Source organism: Micromonospora haikouensis, from assembly GCF_900091595.1.
GTDB lineage: Bacteria > Actinomycetota > Actinomycetes > Mycobacteriales > Micromonosporaceae > Micromonospora > Micromonospora haikouensis.
Genome location: NZ_FMCW01000005.1, coordinates 52,240 through 68,037, shown reverse-complemented (window position 1 = coordinate 68,037; position 15,798 = coordinate 52,240). Strand labels below are relative to the sequence as shown.

At 74.0% G+C, this 15,798-nt stretch carries 16 protein-coding genes and 1 pseudogene; 7 read left to right on the top strand and 10 right to left on the bottom strand.

Annotated features, from left to right (window positions below):
- Positions 1 to 38: 38 nt before the first annotated feature.
- Positions 39 to 1,289: pseudogene (locus GA0070558_RS06610) on the top strand (cellulose binding domain-containing protein).
- A gap of 46 nt (positions 1,290 to 1,335) precedes the next feature.
- Here GA0070558_RS06610 and GA0070558_RS06605 read toward each other — a convergent pair.
- Both GA0070558_RS06605 and GA0070558_RS06600 read right to left on the bottom strand, forming a co-directional pair.
- Positions 1,336 to 2,007 carry a DedA family protein gene (locus GA0070558_RS06605; RefSeq protein ID WP_091276858.1) on the bottom strand — a complete coding sequence of 224 codons (672 nt, stop codon included), beginning with the start codon at positions 2,005 to 2,007 and terminating at the stop codon, positions 1,336 to 1,338.
- A 119-nt stretch (positions 2,008 to 2,126) separates the two neighbouring features.
- Complete coding sequence (locus GA0070558_RS06600; protein ID WP_091276854.1) at positions 2,127 to 2,732, bottom strand: DUF1349 domain-containing protein; 606 nt, start codon at positions 2,730 to 2,732, stop codon at positions 2,127 to 2,129.
- 78 nt (positions 2,733 to 2,810) lie between these two features.
- Between GA0070558_RS06600 and GA0070558_RS06595 the strand changes: the two genes are divergently transcribed.
- Complete coding sequence (locus GA0070558_RS06595; RefSeq protein WP_091276851.1) at positions 2,811 to 4,463, top strand: alpha-amylase family protein; 1,653 nt, start codon at positions 2,811 to 2,813, stop codon at positions 4,461 to 4,463.
- Between the two features lie 56 nt (positions 4,464 to 4,519).
- Positions 4,520 to 5,278 carry a 3-oxoacyl-ACP reductase FabG gene (gene fabG, locus GA0070558_RS06590; protein WP_077938507.1) on the top strand — a complete coding sequence of 253 codons (759 nt, stop codon included), beginning with the start codon at positions 4,520 to 4,522 and terminating at the stop codon, positions 5,276 to 5,278.
- A gap of 88 nt (positions 5,279 to 5,366) precedes the next feature.
- Here fabG and GA0070558_RS06585 read toward each other — a convergent pair whose 3' ends face one another.
- Positions 5,367 to 5,777 carry a hypothetical protein gene (locus tag GA0070558_RS06585; RefSeq protein WP_091276848.1) on the bottom strand — a complete coding sequence of 137 codons (411 nt, stop codon included), beginning with the start codon at positions 5,775 to 5,777 and terminating at the stop codon, positions 5,367 to 5,369.
- Positions 5,770 to 6,162 (bottom strand): hypothetical protein, encoded by a 393-nt coding sequence (locus GA0070558_RS06580; RefSeq protein WP_043965988.1) that lies wholly within the window; start codon positions 6,160 to 6,162, stop codon positions 5,770 to 5,772. Before GA0070558_RS06580 ends, GA0070558_RS06585 begins: the two co-directional genes overlap by 8 nt.
- 228 nt (positions 6,163 to 6,390) lie before the next feature.
- Here GA0070558_RS06580 and GA0070558_RS06575 point away from each other — a divergent pair, with 228 nt between their 5' ends.
- Positions 6,391 to 7,296 carry a Gfo/Idh/MocA family protein gene (locus GA0070558_RS06575; protein WP_176734131.1) on the top strand — a complete coding sequence of 302 codons (906 nt, stop codon included), beginning with the start codon at positions 6,391 to 6,393 and terminating at the stop codon, positions 7,294 to 7,296.
- Between the two features lie 23 nt (positions 7,297 to 7,319).
- On the opposite strand, the gene GA0070558_RS06570 is transcribed toward GA0070558_RS06575, so the two are convergent.
- Positions 7,320 to 7,604 carry a type II toxin-antitoxin system RelE family toxin gene (locus GA0070558_RS06570; RefSeq protein ID WP_256091791.1) on the bottom strand — a complete coding sequence of 95 codons (285 nt, stop codon included), beginning with the start codon at positions 7,602 to 7,604 and terminating at the stop codon, positions 7,320 to 7,322.
- Entirely contained in the window at positions 7,601 to 7,870 is a 270-nt protein-coding gene (locus GA0070558_RS06565; RefSeq protein ID WP_091276845.1) for a type II toxin-antitoxin system prevent-host-death family antitoxin, read from the bottom strand. Before GA0070558_RS06565 ends, GA0070558_RS06570 begins: the two co-directional genes overlap by 4 nt.
- A 365-nt stretch (positions 7,871 to 8,235) precedes the next feature.
- Here GA0070558_RS06565 and erm point away from each other — a divergent pair, with 365 nt between their 5' ends.
- Positions 8,236 to 9,027, top strand: coding sequence for an ErmE/ErmH/ErmO/ErmR family 23S rRNA (adenine(2058)-N(6))-methyltransferase (gene erm / locus GA0070558_RS06560; RefSeq protein WP_091276842.1), 792 nt, complete (start codon positions 8,236 to 8,238; stop codon positions 9,025 to 9,027).
- Between the two features lie 3 nt (positions 9,028 to 9,030).
- Here erm and GA0070558_RS06555 read toward each other — a convergent pair whose 3' ends face one another.
- Complete coding sequence (locus tag GA0070558_RS06555; protein WP_091276840.1) at positions 9,031 to 10,287, bottom strand: erythromycin esterase family protein; 1,257 nt, start codon at positions 10,285 to 10,287, stop codon at positions 9,031 to 9,033.
- A gap of 103 nt (positions 10,288 to 10,390) precedes the next feature.
- On the opposite strand from GA0070558_RS06555, the gene GA0070558_RS06550 reads away from it, so the two are divergent.
- Entirely contained in the window at positions 10,391 to 10,582 is a 192-nt protein-coding gene (locus tag GA0070558_RS06550) for a DUF2795 domain-containing protein (protein WP_077938511.1), read from the top strand.
- Positions 10,583 to 10,655: 73 nt separating this feature from the next.
- On the opposite strand, the gene GA0070558_RS06545 is transcribed toward GA0070558_RS06550, so the two are convergent.
- Together GA0070558_RS06545 and GA0070558_RS06540 are read right to left on the bottom strand one after the other, a co-directional pair.
- Positions 10,656 to 12,866: an MMPL family transporter gene (locus GA0070558_RS06545; RefSeq protein ID WP_091276837.1), complete on the bottom strand. Its 2,211-nt coding sequence runs from the start codon at positions 12,864 to 12,866 to the stop codon at positions 10,656 to 10,658.
- A 39-nt stretch (positions 12,867 to 12,905) separates the two neighbouring features.
- Positions 12,906 to 13,505, bottom strand: coding sequence for a TetR/AcrR family transcriptional regulator (locus GA0070558_RS06540; protein WP_077938513.1), 600 nt, complete (start codon positions 13,503 to 13,505; stop codon positions 12,906 to 12,908).
- A gap of 213 nt (positions 13,506 to 13,718) precedes the next feature.
- Here GA0070558_RS06540 and GA0070558_RS06535 point away from each other — a divergent pair, with 213 nt between their 5' ends.
- Positions 13,719 to 14,501 (top strand): isocitrate lyase/PEP mutase family protein, encoded by a 783-nt coding sequence (locus tag GA0070558_RS06535; RefSeq protein ID WP_091276833.1) that lies wholly within the window; start codon positions 13,719 to 13,721, stop codon positions 14,499 to 14,501.
- 77 nt (positions 14,502 to 14,578) lie between these two features.
- Here GA0070558_RS06535 and GA0070558_RS06530 read toward each other — a convergent pair whose 3' ends face one another.
- The gene (locus tag GA0070558_RS06530) at positions 14,579 to 15,745 is read right to left on the bottom strand and encodes an FAD-dependent oxidoreductase (RefSeq protein ID WP_091276829.1); all 1,167 of its coding nucleotides are present in this window, start codon (positions 15,743 to 15,745) and stop codon (positions 14,579 to 14,581) included.
- Positions 15,746 to 15,798: the final 53 nt, after the last annotated feature.

Here is a 15,798-nt window from a genome sequence, read left to right as displayed (position 1 = left end):
TTGACGGATGTGAATGCCGTCCGGGCGTGGAGGGCTGCATGAGGCGTATCCGAGCACTGATTTTGACCCTGGTGACCGCGTGCGCGGCGACCGTCGGGGCGGCCTGGGTGGCCCTGCCGGCGTTCGCCGCCGGGGCCACCGCGACCTTCGTCAAGACCGCCGACTGGGGCACCGGCTGGGAGGGCAAGTACACGATCACCAACGGCGGGGCCAGCACCCTCTCCGGCTGAGCGGTCACCTTCGACCTGCCGGCGGGCACCACCCTCGGCAGCTACTGGGACGCGCTGCTGACCTCCTCCGGCCAGCGGCACACCTTCACCAACCGGTCCTGGAACGGGACCCTCGCCCCGGGGGCGAGCACCTCGTTCGGCTTCGTCGTCGCCGGCACCGGCGACCCGACCAACTGCACCGTCAACGGCGGCTCCTGCACCGGCGGCGGCACCCCGTCCGGCCCGGCCACCCCGGGCGGGCTGCGGGTCACCGGCACCACCGCATCGTCGGTGTCGCTGGCCTGGAACGCCGTCTCCGGCGTGACCGGCTACCGGGTGTACGAGGGCAGCGCCGTGCGGGCCACCGTCACCGGCACCTCGGCGACGGTCTCCGGGCTGGCCACCTGCTCCGCGCACAGCTACACCGTCGCGGCGTACAACTCCTCGGGTGAGTCGGCGAAGTCGGCGGCCGTGTCCGCCACCACCTCCGGCTGCACGGGCGGGAACGGGCCGATGGCTGCCGCGCCGTACCTCTACCCGGGCTGGGGCGACCCGCCCGCACCGGCGACGGTCATGGGCGCGACCGGCGTCAGGTGGTTCACCATCGTCAAGCAGAACAACCCGGGGATCAGGACGATCGTCACGTTCGGCACCTCGACCACCGGCCCGTCGTACTACGGCACCCGGCTGATCAACCAGGCCGCCGCGCTCGGGGCGAACATCGACACGTTCACGATCATGCCGTTCGACTTCGGCGGCGGCGCGAACATTTACCAGAACACCGTCAACGCCGCCGAGGGGCTGAAGACCGCGCTGAAGAACGCGGTCGGCTGGTCCGACGCCACCGCGTACGCGCACATGGGCATCTCCGGCATGAACGGGCTGTCCGACCAGCAGGAGCTGACCTCCCCGGCCACCTGGACGCAGATCCGCGACTGGGCGAAGGCCCGCGGCCTGTCCCGGTTCACCTTCTGGTCGGTCAACCGCGACCGGCCGTGCCCCGGCGGGGGAGTGGTCGCCAACTGCTCCGGCATCGCCCAGAACACCTGGGAGTTCACGAACATCACGGCCCGGTACTGAGCCGCCCGGTACTGAGCCGGGACGGCACGCGCGGGCCCGTGCGCGGTCAGCGGCCGGCGGTCACCGACTGCCGGTCGCGCCGCGCGCGGCGGCGGCGCACCTTTTTCGCCGCCCAGCTCACGACCATCACCCCGAAGACGGCGAAGATCGCGTAGTTGAACCAGCTGCTGTAGCGGTCCACCTCTTCCCAACGCGACCCGAGCGCGAAGCCGGCCCCCACGATCAGCGCGTTCCACACCCCGCTGCCCAGCGTGGTCAGCAGCACGAACTCGCCCAGCGGCATCCGGTTCGCCCCGGCCGGGACCGACACCAGGCTGCGGACCACCGGGACCACCCGGCCGATCAGCACCGCCCACCGGCCGTGCCGTTCGAACCAGCGGTCGGCCTTCTCCAGGTCGTCGCGGTCGACCAGCGGGATGTGGTCCAGCCACCGCTTCAACCGCTCCTCGCCCAGGGCCGCGCCGAGCCAGTAGAGCACCAGCGCCCCGAGCAGCGAGCCGACCGTCGCGGCGACGACGATCAGCACCACGTTGAACTGGCCCTGCGAGGCGAGGTAGCCGGCCATGGCCAGCACGATCTCGCTGGGGATCGGCGGGATGATGCTCTCCAGGGCCACCAGCAGGGCCACCCCGACCGCGCCGAGCGTCCCGATGACGTCGGCCACCCACCCGGTCAGCCCGGTGAACTGCGACGGTTCGACGTCCTGGGCGAGGGCCATGGGTGTCCTTCCGTGGAGCCGCGGGAGCGGACCTGGGTGGGGCCGCCGGGGGGATCGGGAGGTGTTACCCAGTCTGCGGGCGATCACACCCCCCCGGTGACCGGGCCCACCCGAGGGACTCAGTGCAGGGCGGCGTCCGCCGGGCCCCGCCGCCAGCCGGTGAACGTCACGGCCAGTCCGCCCCGCGTCGGCGAGCAGCAGAACGGCCCGGCCGTCGCCTCGGCGTCCGGCGCGAGCGGGGCCACCCGGACCAGCCGCCACGGCTCGTCGCCCGCGCGGGCCCGCACGGTCAGCGCGTCGCCGGCCCGGCTCACCCGCACGCTGACCGTCCGCCCCGACCACTGCGGCACCGGGGCCACCGACCAGTCGGAGACCTCCCGGGTGACCACCGCGCCGACCTGCGGGTCGCCGTCGCTGACCTCCACGCCGGCCTTGACCCAGTTGCGCTCGTCCACCCGGACCAGCACGCCCGCCTGGTCGAACTGCTCGGTGAAGTCGAGCCGGAAGTCGACCTCCACGGCGCTGCCGGACGGCAGCGGGGCGAGCAGGGCCGGGCCGTCGTCGTGCACGAAGCCGTAGCTGGTGTGCCGCCAGAAGTCGCTGCCCGCGCCCGGCTCGACGACCAGCCCGCCGTCGGGCGTCGGCTCGGCCCGCACCGGCCGGTGCAGCCACTCGCCCTGCGCCCAGTCGACGTCGCGCAACCCGGTACCCGATCCGCTGCTCATGCCGGAAACGCTACCGTCCGCCCGACGCGGGCGGCGTTCGCGTTTGCCGGCGGGCCGAATCGGAGAAGGTACGCCGGCATGGGTGACAGGTGGTATTCCGAGGCCGTCGTCTACTGCCTCGACATCGACACGTACGCGGACTCCGACGGCGACGGGGTCGGCGACATCCGGGGCCTCATCGGCCGGCTGGACTACCTGGCCCGGCTCGGGGTGACCTGCCTGTGGCTGCACCCGATCCACCCGTCGCCCAACCGGGACGACGGCTACGACGTCACCGACTTCTACAACGTGGACCCGCGCTTCGGCACCCTCGGCGACTTCGCCGAGCTGCTGCACCAGGCGCAGAACCGGGGCATCCGCGTCATCATCGACCTGGTGGTCAACCACACCTCCGACCAGCACCCGTGGTTCCAGTCCGCCCGGTCGTCGCCCGACTCGCCCTACCGCGACTGGTTCGTCTGGGCCGACCACGAGCCCGCCGACCGGCACCAGGGCATGGTCTTCCCGGGCGAGCAGAAGGAGACGTGGACGTACGACCGGACGGCGAAGGCGTGGTACTACCACCGGTTCTACAAGTACCAACCGGACCTCAACTTCGCGAATCCGAAGGTGCGCGCCGAGGTCAAGAAGATCGTCTCGTTCTGGCTCCAGCTCGGCGTCTCCGGCTTCCGGATGGACGCCGTCCCGTTCATCATCGAGCTGACCGAGCCGGGCAACCCCGACTCCCCGAAGGACTTCGAGTTCCTCACCGAGCTGCGCCAGCACGTCCAGTGGCGCCGGGGCGACGCCGTCCTGCTCGCCGAGGCCAACGTGGAGCCCGACGAGCTGCCCACCTTCTTCGGCGACGGCAGCGGCTCCGGCAACCGGATCCACATGCTGTTCGACTTCATGCTCAACGGCCGGCTCATGCTCGCCCTGGCCCGGCGGGACCCGGAGCCGGTCATCGAGGCGCTGCGCGACACCCCGACGCTGCCCACCGGCGGCCAGTGGGCCACCTTCCTGCGCAACCACGACGAGATCGACCTGTCGCGGCTCACCGCCGCGCAGCGCGACCAGGTGTACGCCGAGTTCGGCCCCGAGGAGCACATGCGCATCTACGACCGGGGCATCCGCCGCCGGCTCGCCCCGATGCTCGGCAACGACCGCCGTCGCGTCGAGCTGGCGTACGCGCTCCAGTTCTCGCTGCGCGGCACGCCGGTGCTGCGCTACGGCGAGGAGATCGGCATGGGCGAGGACCTGTCGCTGCCGGGGCGGGAGGCGATCCGTACCCCGATGCAGTGGTCGTTCAAGCCGAACGCCGGCTTCTCCACGGCGGACCCGGAGAAGCTGGTCCGTCCTGTGATCGACGCGGGCGACTACTCGTACGAGAAGGTCAACGTAACCGCCCAGCGCGGTGACCCGCGCTCGCTGCTGTCGTGGTTCGAGCGGATGATCCGGACGCTGCGTGAGGCCCCGGAGATCGGCTCCGGGTCGACCACCCACATCGACGTGCCGATGCCGGCCGGGGTGCTGGCGCACCGGGCCGACGGCCCGACCGGGACGATGGTCTTCCTGCACAACCTCGGCACCGACGACGTGGAGATCGACCTGGGCATGCTCGCCGCCGAGGCGGACCTGCCGCTGGACGTGCTCACCGACCGCCGGTACGGCGAGGTGGGCAAGCTCGACTCGCTGAAGCTCGCCGGCTACGGCTACCGCTGGATCCGGCTCTGCCGCGGCGACACGTTCTGACCTCCGGCCGGTGGGTTACGCTCCCCGGGTCGGGCGTAGGTTACCGGGAGGTAGGCATGTCGGAGGAGCAGCGGGTCGCCATCGTGACCGGGGCCGCGCGGGGGATCGGGGCGGCCACCGCCCGCCGGCTCGCCGCCGACGGCCTGGCCGTCGCCGTGGTCGACATCGACGAGGCGGCCACCGCCGACACCGTCGACGCGATCGTGGCGGCCGGCGGCCGGGCGATCGGCGTCGGCGCGGACGTCGCCGACCGGCCGCAGGTCACCGCCGCCGTCGAGCGGGTCGCCGCCGAGCTGGGCGCACCCACCGTGCTGGTCAACAACGCCGGCGTGCTCCGCGACAACCTGCTGTTCAAGATGACCGACGCCGACTGGGACACCGTCATGGGCGTGCACCTGCGCGGCGCGTTCCTGTTCAGCCAGGCCGCCCAGCAGCACATGGTCGAGGCGAAGTGGGGCCGGATCGTCAACCTGTCCAGCACGTCCGCGCTGGGCAACCGGGGCCAGGCCAACTACGCGGCGGCGAAGGCGGGCCTGCAGGGCTTCACCAAGACCCTCGCCATCGAGCTGGGCCCGTTCGGGGTGACCGTCAACGCGGTCGCGCCCGGGTTCATCGTCACCGACATGACCGCCGCCACCGCCGCCCGGATGAAGGTGGACTTCGAGGCGCTCCAGAAGCACGCCGAGTCGGAGATCCCGGTGCGCCGCGTCGGCCGCCCGGAGGACGTGGCGCACACCATCTCGTTCCTGGTCAGCGAGGGCGCGTCCTTCGTCTCCGGCCAGGTCGTCTACGTCGCGGGCGGTCCGAAGGACTGAGGTGCAAGGAAGGGCCCCTTGTTAACGCTTTCTGCATAGAAGGGCACCCTTCTCACCCCGCCGGGCGGGTGCGGCGGAGGGGCAGTGGTCAGCGGGTGCGGGTGCGCCAGAGCCAGAGCAGGCCGAGCACCGGCAGCACCAGCGGGACATAGCCGTACCCGCTGCCGAACCCGGACCAGACCGTCTCGTCGGGGAACAGCTCCGGGTCGGCGAGGCTGAGCAGGCCCACGCCGACCACCCCGACCAGCTCCACCGAGCAGCAGGCCAGCGCGACCCATCGGCCCGCGTGCCCGGCGCGGGCCAGCCCCACGGCGGCCACGATGTAGACCAGCGCGGCCAGTGCCGACAGCAGGTACGCCACCGGGGCCTCGGCGAACCGCGTGGCGATCTGCAGGCCCGCCCGGGAGGTCGCGGCGATGGCGAACAGCAGGTACACGGCGATCAGCAGCCGGCCCGGCCCGGTGTTGGTGGCGGGCGGGTGCGTCTCGGTCTCAACCACCGACGACCTCCCAGGTCTGCTGGAGCCGGACCACCACGACCGGCGTGACCACGCAGATCGCGCAGACGATCGCCGAGCCCCACCGGGTCGGCTCCATCCGGGCCAGCACCCAGGCCAGCGGCGGCAGGCAGACCAGCGTCACCAGGTAGCCGAAGAACGCGCCCGGCTCGCCCGGCCGTTCGCCGCCGCCGAGGGCGACCAGCGCCACCACGGCCAGCGCGAGCAGCGCCAGCTCCAGCACGGCCAGGCCGGCGAGCTGCACCCGGTCCGGCGGCCGGTTGCGCACCGCCGCCACCAGCGCCCACCCGGCGAGTACGAGCGACAGCACGATCGTCGCCGTCGCCAGCACCCCGTCCACCGGGGAGCCGGCCGCCGCGCTGGTCATCGACGCCAACGGCGTCGCAGTCTCGGTCACCGGGACAGCCTACTAACCGGCGTAGTACACGCCCCCGGCCCGGTCCACCCGCAGCCCCGCCCCACGCCCGTCCGCCTCCCGGGCCGGGGTCCGCGTTCCCGTGCCCGACGCGTCGGCTGCGCCAAGGCGGGGCGGGCGGCTAGCGTGGATCACGGCTCCGGGCTCGCCGGCGCCGACGACGGACACCGGGGGTGGACCGTGTTGCGGTTCGGCTTGTTCGGCACCGGCCACTGGGCGGCCGAGACGCACGCGGCGGGCATCGGCGCGCACCCCCGCGCCGAGCTGGCCGGCGTCTGGGGCCGTAACCCCGAGCGCGCCGCCGCGCTGGCCCGCCGGCACGGGGTGCCCGCGTTCACCGAGGTCGACGCGCTGCTCGACGCCTGCGACGCGGTCGCCGTGGCGCTGCCGCCGGACGTCCAGGCCGACGTCGCCGTCCGCGCCGCCACGGCCGGGCGGCACCTGCTGCTGGACAAGCCGCTGGCGCTGACCGTCGCCGACGCCGACCGGGTGGTCGCCGCCGCCGCGCAGTCCGGCGTCGCCTCCGTGGTCTTCTTCACCAGCCGCTTCCAGCCGAACATCGCCGGCTTCCTCGCCTCGACCGCCGCCGCGGGCGGCTGGCACACCGCCAGAGCGGTCCGGTTCGCCTCGATCTTCCAGCCCGGCAGCCCGTACGGCGGCTCCCGGTGGCGTCGCGACCGGGGCGCGCTGTGGGACATCGGCCCGCACGCCCTGTCGATCATCCTGCCGGTGCTCGGCCCGGTGACCCGGGTCGCCGCGATGGACGGCCCGCGCGGCCTGGTCCACCTGCTGCTCACCCACTCCGGCGGCGCGACGAGCACGGTTTCGCTGACTCTCGACGCCCCGCCCGAGGCTGTCGCCACCGAGTTCGCCTTCTACGGCGACGGCGGCGTCGAGCCGGTCCCGCCCGGCGATGGCAGCTCGCTGACCGCGTTCGGGGTGGCGATCGACCAGCTTTTGGAGGAGATCGACGCCGGCACCCGGGACCACCGGTGCGACGTGCGGTTCGGCCGCGACGTGGTGGGCGTCCTCGCCGCCGCCGAGACCGCCCGCGCCGAGGGCCGCACCGTCACCGTGCCCGACTGAGACCGCTGCGGCAGCCCGGTGCGTCACAGGACGTCGTAGACGTCGCTCCGGTGGCCGAGGTGGACCACGAGCACGATCAGCTCATCGTCGCGGACGGTGTAGACGATCCGGTAACTACCCGAGCGGATGCGCAGCAGGCCGGGGTGTCCGGTCAACGCCTTGACCCCGGCGGGCCGGGGCTGGATGGCGAGTCCGGCGATGACGGCAAGAAGACGGGCCTGCACCGGGCGGTCGAGCTTGCGCAGCAGCTTGGCGGCTACCCGGTCGACCCGGACGGTGTATACCTGCGGCGGGGTCGGTGCGCTCACAGCCCGAGTTCGCTCCGCAGTTCGGCCAGCGCGATCGGCGTGTCGCCGGCGTCGATGCGGTCCAGCGCCTCGCGCGCTGCTGCCACGTCGGCGGCGTCCTCGGCCCGCTCGATCGCCTCGGCCAACTCGACCGGCACGATCGCCGCCAGTCGTTGGCCACGTCGCGTGACGTAGGTGATGCGCCCGGCGTAATGGGCGCGGGACACCACATCCGCGAGGCTTTCGCGGGCTTCGGAGATCGGCAGCTCCGCTGCGGATTCGCTCATGCCCCCAGCGTACGACTTGTACAACTCGTACGACAGGGTTGTGCCTGGGTGGCCGGCAAATCGGTCGCGTGACCGGGGTCGCCCGGCCTACTCTGCCCGCATGTTCACGCACGCCCTGATCGACGTGGCCGCTTCGCCGGCCGCGTGGGCCCCGCTGCTGGTGGCCCGCCCGCGAGTCCGGCGTCCGGCCCCGGCCGGCCGGGACGCCACCCGCGCCTGATCGCCGCCGGGCGGTTGACGCCGCCCGCGTCCCCCGCGCCGAGGGCCGTCCGAGTCCCCATCCGACCGGACAGGCCCACCCGCCGGCTGCCCGCCGGCCGCCTGTCCGTGCCCGTCGCCGCCGGCGACAGACAGGACGACGACCCATGGCACCCCGCCGTACCCGTGCCACCGAACGCGACCGGTCCCGTCGCGTACTGTCCCAGAACTTCCTCGCCGACCCGGCCGCCGACGCGCGGATCGTCGCGGCGGCCCGCCCCGGCCCCGGCGACCTGCTCGTGGAGGTGGGCGCCGGCCGGGGCCGGCTGACCCGCGCGCTGGCCGCCCGGTGCGGGCGGCTCGTCGCGTACGAGATCGACCCGGTCGCCGCCGCGGACCTGGCCGTGACCTGCGCCGACCTGCCCGGGGTGACCCTGCGCCGGGCCGACTTCCTGGCGGCGGACCCGCCCGCCGAGCCGTTCGCGGTCGTCGGCAACATCCCCTGGTCGCTGACGGCCGCCGTGGTCCGCTGGTGCCTGGCCGCCGACCGGCTGCGCTCGGCGACCCTGCTCACCCAACTGGAGTACGCCCGCAAGCGCACCGGCCACGCCGGCCGGTGGAGCCGGCTGACGGTGCTGACCTGGCCCGGGTACGCGTGGCGGCTCGCCGGCACCGTGCCCCGCGCCGCGTTCCGCCCGGTGCCCCGCGTCGACGCCGGCATCCTGCGCCTCGACCGGCGGGCCGAGCCGCTGCTGCCGCCCGGCGAGTGGCCCGCGTACCGCCGGTTGGTGGAGGTCGGGTTCGGCGGGGTCGGCGGCGGCGTCGCGGCCTCGCTGAGCCGGCACCGCCCCCGCGCCCGGGTCGACGCGGCGTTGCGCGCGGTGCGCCTCGACCGGGACGCCCTGCCCGGCGAGGTCTGGCCGGAGCAGTGGATCACCCTGCACCGGCTGCTCCGCTGAGGGTCACACCCCCGCCGGGTACGTCTCCATCTCGCCGAACGAGGTGAGCGCCGGCAGCGGGCGCACGCCGCGGGTCTCGTCGCACCAGACGAACGCGTCGTAGCGCTCGCCCAGCCGGGTCGGCACGTAGTTGCCCCACGACTCGAAATTCGGGTCGTACACGACGCCGACCGCCCGGTGGTCGTGCTCCTCGGTGACCCAGCCGGGCTGGTCGGGGCCGCCGAAGACCAGCACCGCCCGCTCCGGCAGCAGCTCGTGCAGCCGCCGCTCGACCGAGCCGGGGCGGGCGGGCGGCACCACCATCTCCTCGGCCGGCGAGCCCCAGCGCGGCGCGGCGACGACCGTGCCCCGGTAGCTGCCGAAGCCGACGAGCACCACGGCGTCCGCGCCGTGCCGTTCGCGGGCGAGCTGGCCGATGTTGACCATCCCGTCGGCGGCCATGTCGGTGGCCCGGGCGTCGCCGACGTGGGTGTTGTGCGCCCACACGATCCCCCGCGAGCCGGGGCCGTGGAAGTCCAGCAGCCGGTCCAGGGTGTCCGCCATGTGGATGTCCCGGACGTTCCACGAGTGCGGCCCGCCGCCCATCATCGCCCGGTAGTAGCGCTCCGCGCCGGCCACCACCTCCGCGTTCTGCCAGGCCGAGAAGCGGTCCGGGCCGTCCGCGGCGGCCTGTTCCCGGGTACGCGCCAACAGCCGCACCACCTCCTCCTCGCAGCGGGCCGAGACGAACCGGCTGGCCGCCCCGTACTCCTCGATCCGCCGTCCGTACGGCTCGAAGCACCGGTACGCCTCCTGCGCGGCCTCCAGCGAGGCGGGCTCCTCCTCGCCCAGGTAGTCGAAGATCGCCTGCATGGACTCCCAGAGGCTGTAGACGTCCAGCCCGTGGAAGCCGGCGCGCTGCTGCTGGGGGCGCTCCTGGTTCCAGGCTCGCAGCCAGCGGCAGAAGCGCGCCACCTCGGCGTTGGACCACATCCAGGTCGGCCAGCGGGTGAAGCGCTCCAGCGCGGCCTGCGGGTCGGCGAGCCCGCCGGGGGCGGCGGTGACCGACCGGTGTACGCGCTCGCAGTCCGGCCAGTCCCCCTCGACGGCGACGAAGCGGAAGCCCTGCTCGGCGATGAGCCGCCGGGTCAGCTGCTCGCGGAGGCGGTAGTAGTCGTGGGTGCCGTGCGTCGCCTCGCCGATCATGACGATCCGGGCGCCCCGGATCCGGTCCAGCAGTCCATCGAAGTCGCTCGGCGCGCCGAGCCGCTGTACCAGCATGTCCGCGGCTACCCGGCCCCCGCCGGCACAAACCGCCCGCCGCCCGCGCCCGGTCGGGGGCGCGCGGGGGCATGGAGACGGGCCGAACGGGTAGCCGGCCGGCATGACCGTCAGTGGGGTGGAGTTGCAGGAGTACCTGGCCGGGCTCGACTACCCGGTCTCCCGGGAGGACCTGGTCCGCTGGGGGCAGGAGAACGGGGCCAGCACCGAGGTGTTGCAGATGCTGCACGCGCTGCCGGCGGAGGAGTTCTCCTCCGCGGCGGAGCTGACCGAGGCGCTCACCACGCTCGCGTGAGCGTGTCCGCAGGTGTTTGCAGGGGCCCCCTGTACAACAGAATGCGTTAACAGGGGGCCCCTCCTTGCACAGCTCAGACCTTGTCGGCCAGGTGGGCGCGCAGGCCCTCGCCCTCGACGTCCACGTTGGGCAGGATCTTGTCCAGCCAGCGCGGGATCCACCACGCCGCCGTGTTGAGCAGCGACATCACCGCCGGCACGATGGTCATCCGCACCACGAAGGCGTCGATCGCGACGCCGGCGGCGAGCGCGAAGCCCATCGACTTGATCACCGGGTCGTCGAGGAACACGAACCCGCCGAAGACCGAGATCATGATGAGCGCGGCGGCGGTGACGACGCGCGCGCCGTGGCCCATGCCGTTGATCGTGGCCTGGCGCGCGGTGTCGCCGTGCACGTAGTCCTCCCGCATCCGGGAGACCAGGAAGACCTCGTAGTCCATGGCCAGGCCGAACAGGATGCCGATGAGCAGGATCGGCAGGAAGCTGACCAGCGGCCCCGGGGTGTCGAGGCCGACGAGCCCGGCCAGCGTCCCCTCCTGGAACACGGCCACCGTGATGCCGAACGTCGCGGCGACCGTGAGCAGGAAGCCCAGCGCCGCCTTGACCGGCACCAGGACCGACCGGAACACCAGCATCAGCAGCAGGATCGACAGGCCGACGACCAGCAGCAGGTAGACCGGCAGCGCGTCCGAGAGCTTCTCCGACACGTCGATGCCGATCGCGGTCGCGCCGGTCAGCAGCACGTCCGCCCCGTCGACGCCGGCGACCTGGCGGCGGATGTCGTGCACCAGCTCCTCGGTGGCCTCGTCGGTCGGGCCGCTGCGGGGGATCACCCCGAGCAGCGCGGTCCGCCCGGTCGGGTCGGTCTGTGGCGGGGCCACCGCGAGCACCCCGTCCGTGGCCTGGACCAGCTTGGCGACCTGCGGGGCCGCGGCGGCGGTGGCCTGCGGGGAGTCGGACGTGACGACCACCGCGAGGCGGCCGGTGAAGCCGGGGCCGAAGCCCTCCCGGACCAGGTCGTTGTTCACCCGGGCCGGCGAGCCCGCGGCGGCGGTGCTGGCGTCCGGCAGGGCCAGCCGCATGTCGGGGGCGGGCACCGCGAGCAGGCCCAGGCCGAGCAGGGCCACCAGGATCACCGGTACGCGCAGCCGGGTGACCAGGTGCGCCCAGCGGAAGCCGAAGCCGGACCGGTCCTCGGCGGTTCCTGAACCGGTCGGCTCCTCGGCCGGTGCCATCCCGTTCGCCGGCGCGGTGCCTGCGGTGCTGCCGGCCCGGCGCAGCCGGCGGGGGAGGACCCGGTGACCGGCGAAGCCGAGCAGCGCGGGGGCGAGGGTGATGGCGACCAGCACGGCGACGGTCACCGTGCCGGCGGCGGCCAGGCCCATGACGGTGAGGAACGGGATGTCCACCACGGCGAGACCGGCCAGCGCGATGACCACGGTGGCCCCGGCGAACACCACGGCGGAGCCGGCGGTGCCGACGGCGCGGCCGACCGCCTCCTCCGGTGAGAGCCCCTCGATCAGGTGCTGGCGGTGGCGGGAGGTGATGAACAGCGAGTAGTCGATGCCGACCGCGAGGCCGAGCATCAGGGCCAGGATCGGCGCGGTGCTGGTCAGCTCGATGGTGCCGGAGAGCGCGAACAGGCCGGCCATGCCGACGCCGACGCCGATCAGCGCGTTGAGCATGGTCATCCCGGCCGCGACCAGCGACCCGAACGTGATGACCAGGACGATCGCCGCCACGAGGACGCCCAGTGCCTCGGTGGAGCCGACCTCCGGCTCGCCGCCGAGCACCTCGCCGCCCGGGGCGATCTGCCAGCCCTGCGCCTCGGCCTGCGCGCCCACCTTCTCGTACGCGTCGCGCTGCGCGTCGGTGACGTCGTCGGCGCGGCCGGCGAACTGCACCTGGATCAGCGCGTACCGGCCGTTGGGGGAGATCGCCTGGGACTGGTACGGGTCCACCGCGCCGACCACCCCGGGCAGGGTGGCCGCCTCCTGGGTCACCTGCTTGACCAGGGCCTGCCCCTCGGGCGTGGCGAGCTGACCGTCCGCCGGTGCCTTGACGGCGATGGTGCCGGTGGCCCCGCTGGCCGCCGGGAACCGCTCGGCGAGCAGGTCGATCGCGCGCTGGGACTCGGTGCCGGGCATGGTGAAGTTGCTCGCCGTCGGGCCGCGCAGCGTCGCCGCGGCGACGCCGAGGCCGACGAGCACGACGAGCCAGACGACGGCGACGAGCCGCCGGTGGCGTAGTGAGGCCCGGCCGAGCCGGTACAACAGGGTCGCCATCAGATCCTTGTCCTCGATCGTGGGTGGGGTCGTCGTGGGTCAAACCGTGGTGGTGGAGCCGTCCTGGGTGGAGCTGCTGCCGGGCGGCGGCGGGTCGGCCGGGGGCACCAGCGCGCGCCGGACGAGGCCGAGCAACGCCTCGCGCAGCTCGTCGTCGTCGAGGTCGTCGAACTCGCCGCAGGTCTCGGCGATCCCGGCGAGCACGACCAGGGCCGCGACCCGGGCGGCCGGGTGCGGCGAGTGGCCGGCGAACGCCGCGACCAGTCGTTCGGAGATCTGCTGCACGTGCGCGAAGGCCGGCTGCTGGAGCAGCACGGGGAACTCGCCGCGCAGCAGCGCGATCTGCCGGCGGAAGCGCACCGCGAGGTCGACGAAGCCCTCGGCGGCCACCCGCTGGGCCCGGTCGCCGCCGAGCCCCGCGATCCGCTCGTCGAGCTCGACCACCGCCGCCAGCTCCGGGGCCATCAGCTCGCTGAGCAGGGCCTCCTTGTTGGCGAAGTGGTAGAGCACGGTGGCCTTCGAGACGCCGACCTCGCGGGCGATGTCCTGCAGTGAGGTGCCCTTGTAGCCGGTGACGGCGAACCGCCGCCCCGCCGCCGCGAGGATCTCCGCGTGTGTCTCCGGTACCGCCCGTGCCATGCCCGGCCACCTCCCGCCCACCAGCATGCCTGACCGATCGGTCAGACCCTGACCGATCGGTCAGAGGAATCGGGTGGCGTTGGCCACAGCGCTGCCCGCCTTCGCGACGGGACCAGGAGCCGGCCGGGGCCGGACCAGGAAGCGGCCGGCAGCGACGCCGGACACGGCCCGCTCGAAGAACCGGTACCGCCCCCCGGGTGCCATGATGCGGGGATGACCGAGAACCCATCGACCTCCGTCGAGCACGCGGACGCGCTGCGCGCCCTGCACAAGTCCGGCGACCCGCTGGTGCTGCCCAACGCCTGGGACGCCGGCTCCGCCCGGGCGGTCGTCGCGGCCGGCTTCGCGGCCGTCGCCACCAGCAGCGCCGCCGTCGCCGAGTCCCTCGGGTACGCCGACGGCGAGGCCACCCCGGTCGAGGAGATGTTCGCCGCCGTCGCCCGGATGGTGCGCGCGGTGCCCGTCCCGGTCACCGCCGACCTGGAGCGGGGGTACGGCCTGAGCCCCGCCGAGCTGGTCGAGCGGATGCTCGCCGCCGGGGTCGTCGGGTGCAACCTGGAGGACTCCGACCCGCGCACCGGCGCGCTGTACGACGCCGAGGAGCAGGCCGACCTGCTGGCCGCCGTGCGGGCGGCGGCCGACGCGGCCGGGGTGCCGCTGGTGCTCAACGCCCGCATCGACCTCTACCTGCGCGGGGCCGGCGACCCGGACGGCCGCACCGCCGAGGCGATCCGTCGGGGGCGGCTCTACCGGGCCGCGGGGGCGGACTGCGTCTACCCGATCTTCCTCGCCGAGCCGGAGCGGATCGCGGAACTCGTGTCAGCCGTGGACGCCCCGGTGAACGTCGGCTTCAAGCCGGGCGGGCCGAGCCTGGCCGAGCTGGCCGGGCTGGGCGTGGCCCGGGTCAGCTTCGGCCCCGGCCCGTACCGAGTCAGTCAGGCGCGGATCGCCGGCCTGCTCGACGCCGTCCGCTCCGGCGCCAACCCGTATGCGTAAGGAAGGGCCCCCTGTTAACGCTTTCGGTATAGGAAGGGCCCCTTCCTAACCAGCCTGCCGACCCGTTCCGGCAGCCGTCAGCGGGCCTCGGCGTACGCGGCGAAGCGGTCGACGAGGCCGTGCGGTGCGTCGTCGCGGAAGCAGATCTCCAGGTTCGCGGCGGCCTCCCGGGCGGCTTCCTCGGCGCGGGGGAACAGCGCCCGTTCGTATTCCGCCAGCGCGCTCTCGACGTCGTCGGGGTGGGCGGCGAGGGCCCGGCCGAGTTCGGCGCCGTCGAGCATGGCGAGGTTGGCGCCCTCCCCGGCGAAGGGCGACATGAGGTGGGCGGCGTCGCCGAGCAGGGTGACGCCGGGCACCCGGTCCCAGCGGTGCCCGACCGGCAGCGCGTGGATGGCACGCGGGACCAGGGGGCCGTCGGCGTCGGCGATCAGTGCCCGCAGCTCGGGCGCCCAGCCGGCGAACTGGTCGAGCAGGAAGGACCGGGCGGGGCCGTCGCCCGGCCACTCGTGCCCCGGGACCGCGCCGGCGTGGTCGACGCCGGCGAGCCGGTCCTCGGGCAGCCGCAGGGCGACGTAGACGTGCAGGCTGCCGTCGGTCTCCCGGTGGGCCAGGAAGCCCTTGCCGGGGCCGAGGGCGAACAGCATGCCGGACCCGACGAGCGCGGCCTGCGCGGGGTGCCGGCGGTCGGCGTCGCGCAGGGTGGCCTCGATGAACGACAACCCGGAGTACGTGGGCGTGGCGGCGGAGACCAGCGGTCGGATCCGGGACCAGGCGCCGTCGGCGCCCACGAGCAGGTCGGTGGTGGCGGTCCCGCCGTGGGCGAGGGTCAGCTCGTGCCGCCCGTCGCCGAGGGCGCGGGCGGCCGTGACCCTGCCGCCCCAGCGGACGGTGCCCTCGGGCAGGGAGTCCAGCAGCAGCCGGTGCAGGTGGCCCCGGTTGACCTCGGGGCGGTCGCCGTCGCCCTCGTCGGCCTCGTCCAGGTGCGCGGTGCCGTGCCGGTCGAGCACGCGCACGGCCTGCCCGCCGGGGTGGACGAGGCGCAGGAACTGCTCGTGCAGGCCGGCGGCCCGCAGGGCGACCTGGCCGTTGTGCTGGTGGATGTCGAGCATGCCGCCCTGGGTGCGGGCGTCCGGTGCGGCGTCCCGCTCGTAGACGGTGGCGGGAATGCCGTGGACGTGCAGGACGCGGGCGAGCGTGAGGCCGCCCAGTCCGCCGCCGACGATGCCGATCGCTGGTGTGCGCACGGGTCTCCTTCAGGTGTGGGTGCTGCCGGTGCTGGATGACGAACGAGTTCTTG

Coding starts and splice junctions, on each gene's coding strand:
- GA0070558_RS06605 (WP_091276858.1), bottom strand. CDS start 2,007: ATGGCCCTCGCCCAGGACGTCGAACCGTCGCAGTTCACCGGGCTGACC.
- GA0070558_RS06600 (WP_091276854.1), bottom strand. CDS start 2,732: ATGAGCAGCGGATCGGGTACCGGGTTGCGCGACGTCGACTGGGCGCAG.
- GA0070558_RS06595 (WP_091276851.1), top strand. CDS start 2,811: ATGGGTGACAGGTGGTATTCCGAGGCCGTCGTCTACTGCCTCGACATC.
- fabG (WP_077938507.1), top strand. CDS start 4,520: ATGTCGGAGGAGCAGCGGGTCGCCATCGTGACCGGGGCCGCGCGGGGG.
- GA0070558_RS06580 (WP_043965988.1), bottom strand. CDS start 6,162: ATGACCAGCGCGGCGGCCGGCTCCCCGGTGGACGGGGTGCTGGCGACG.
- GA0070558_RS06565 (WP_091276845.1), bottom strand. CDS start 7,870: ATGAGCGAATCCGCAGCGGAGCTGCCGATCTCCGAAGCCCGCGAAAGC.
- erm (WP_091276842.1), top strand. CDS start 8,236: ATGGCACCCCGCCGTACCCGTGCCACCGAACGCGACCGGTCCCGTCGC.
- GA0070558_RS06555 (WP_091276840.1), bottom strand. CDS start 10,287: ATGCTGGTACAGCGGCTCGGCGCGCCGAGCGACTTCGATGGACTGCTG.
- GA0070558_RS06550 (WP_077938511.1), top strand. CDS start 10,391: ATGACCGTCAGTGGGGTGGAGTTGCAGGAGTACCTGGCCGGGCTCGAC.
- GA0070558_RS06545 (WP_091276837.1), bottom strand. CDS start 12,866: ATGGCGACCCTGTTGTACCGGCTCGGCCGGGCCTCACTACGCCACCGG.
- GA0070558_RS06540 (WP_077938513.1), bottom strand. CDS start 13,505: ATGGCACGGGCGGTACCGGAGACACACGCGGAGATCCTCGCGGCGGCG.
- GA0070558_RS06535 (WP_091276833.1), top strand. CDS start 13,719: ATGACCGAGAACCCATCGACCTCCGTCGAGCACGCGGACGCGCTGCGC.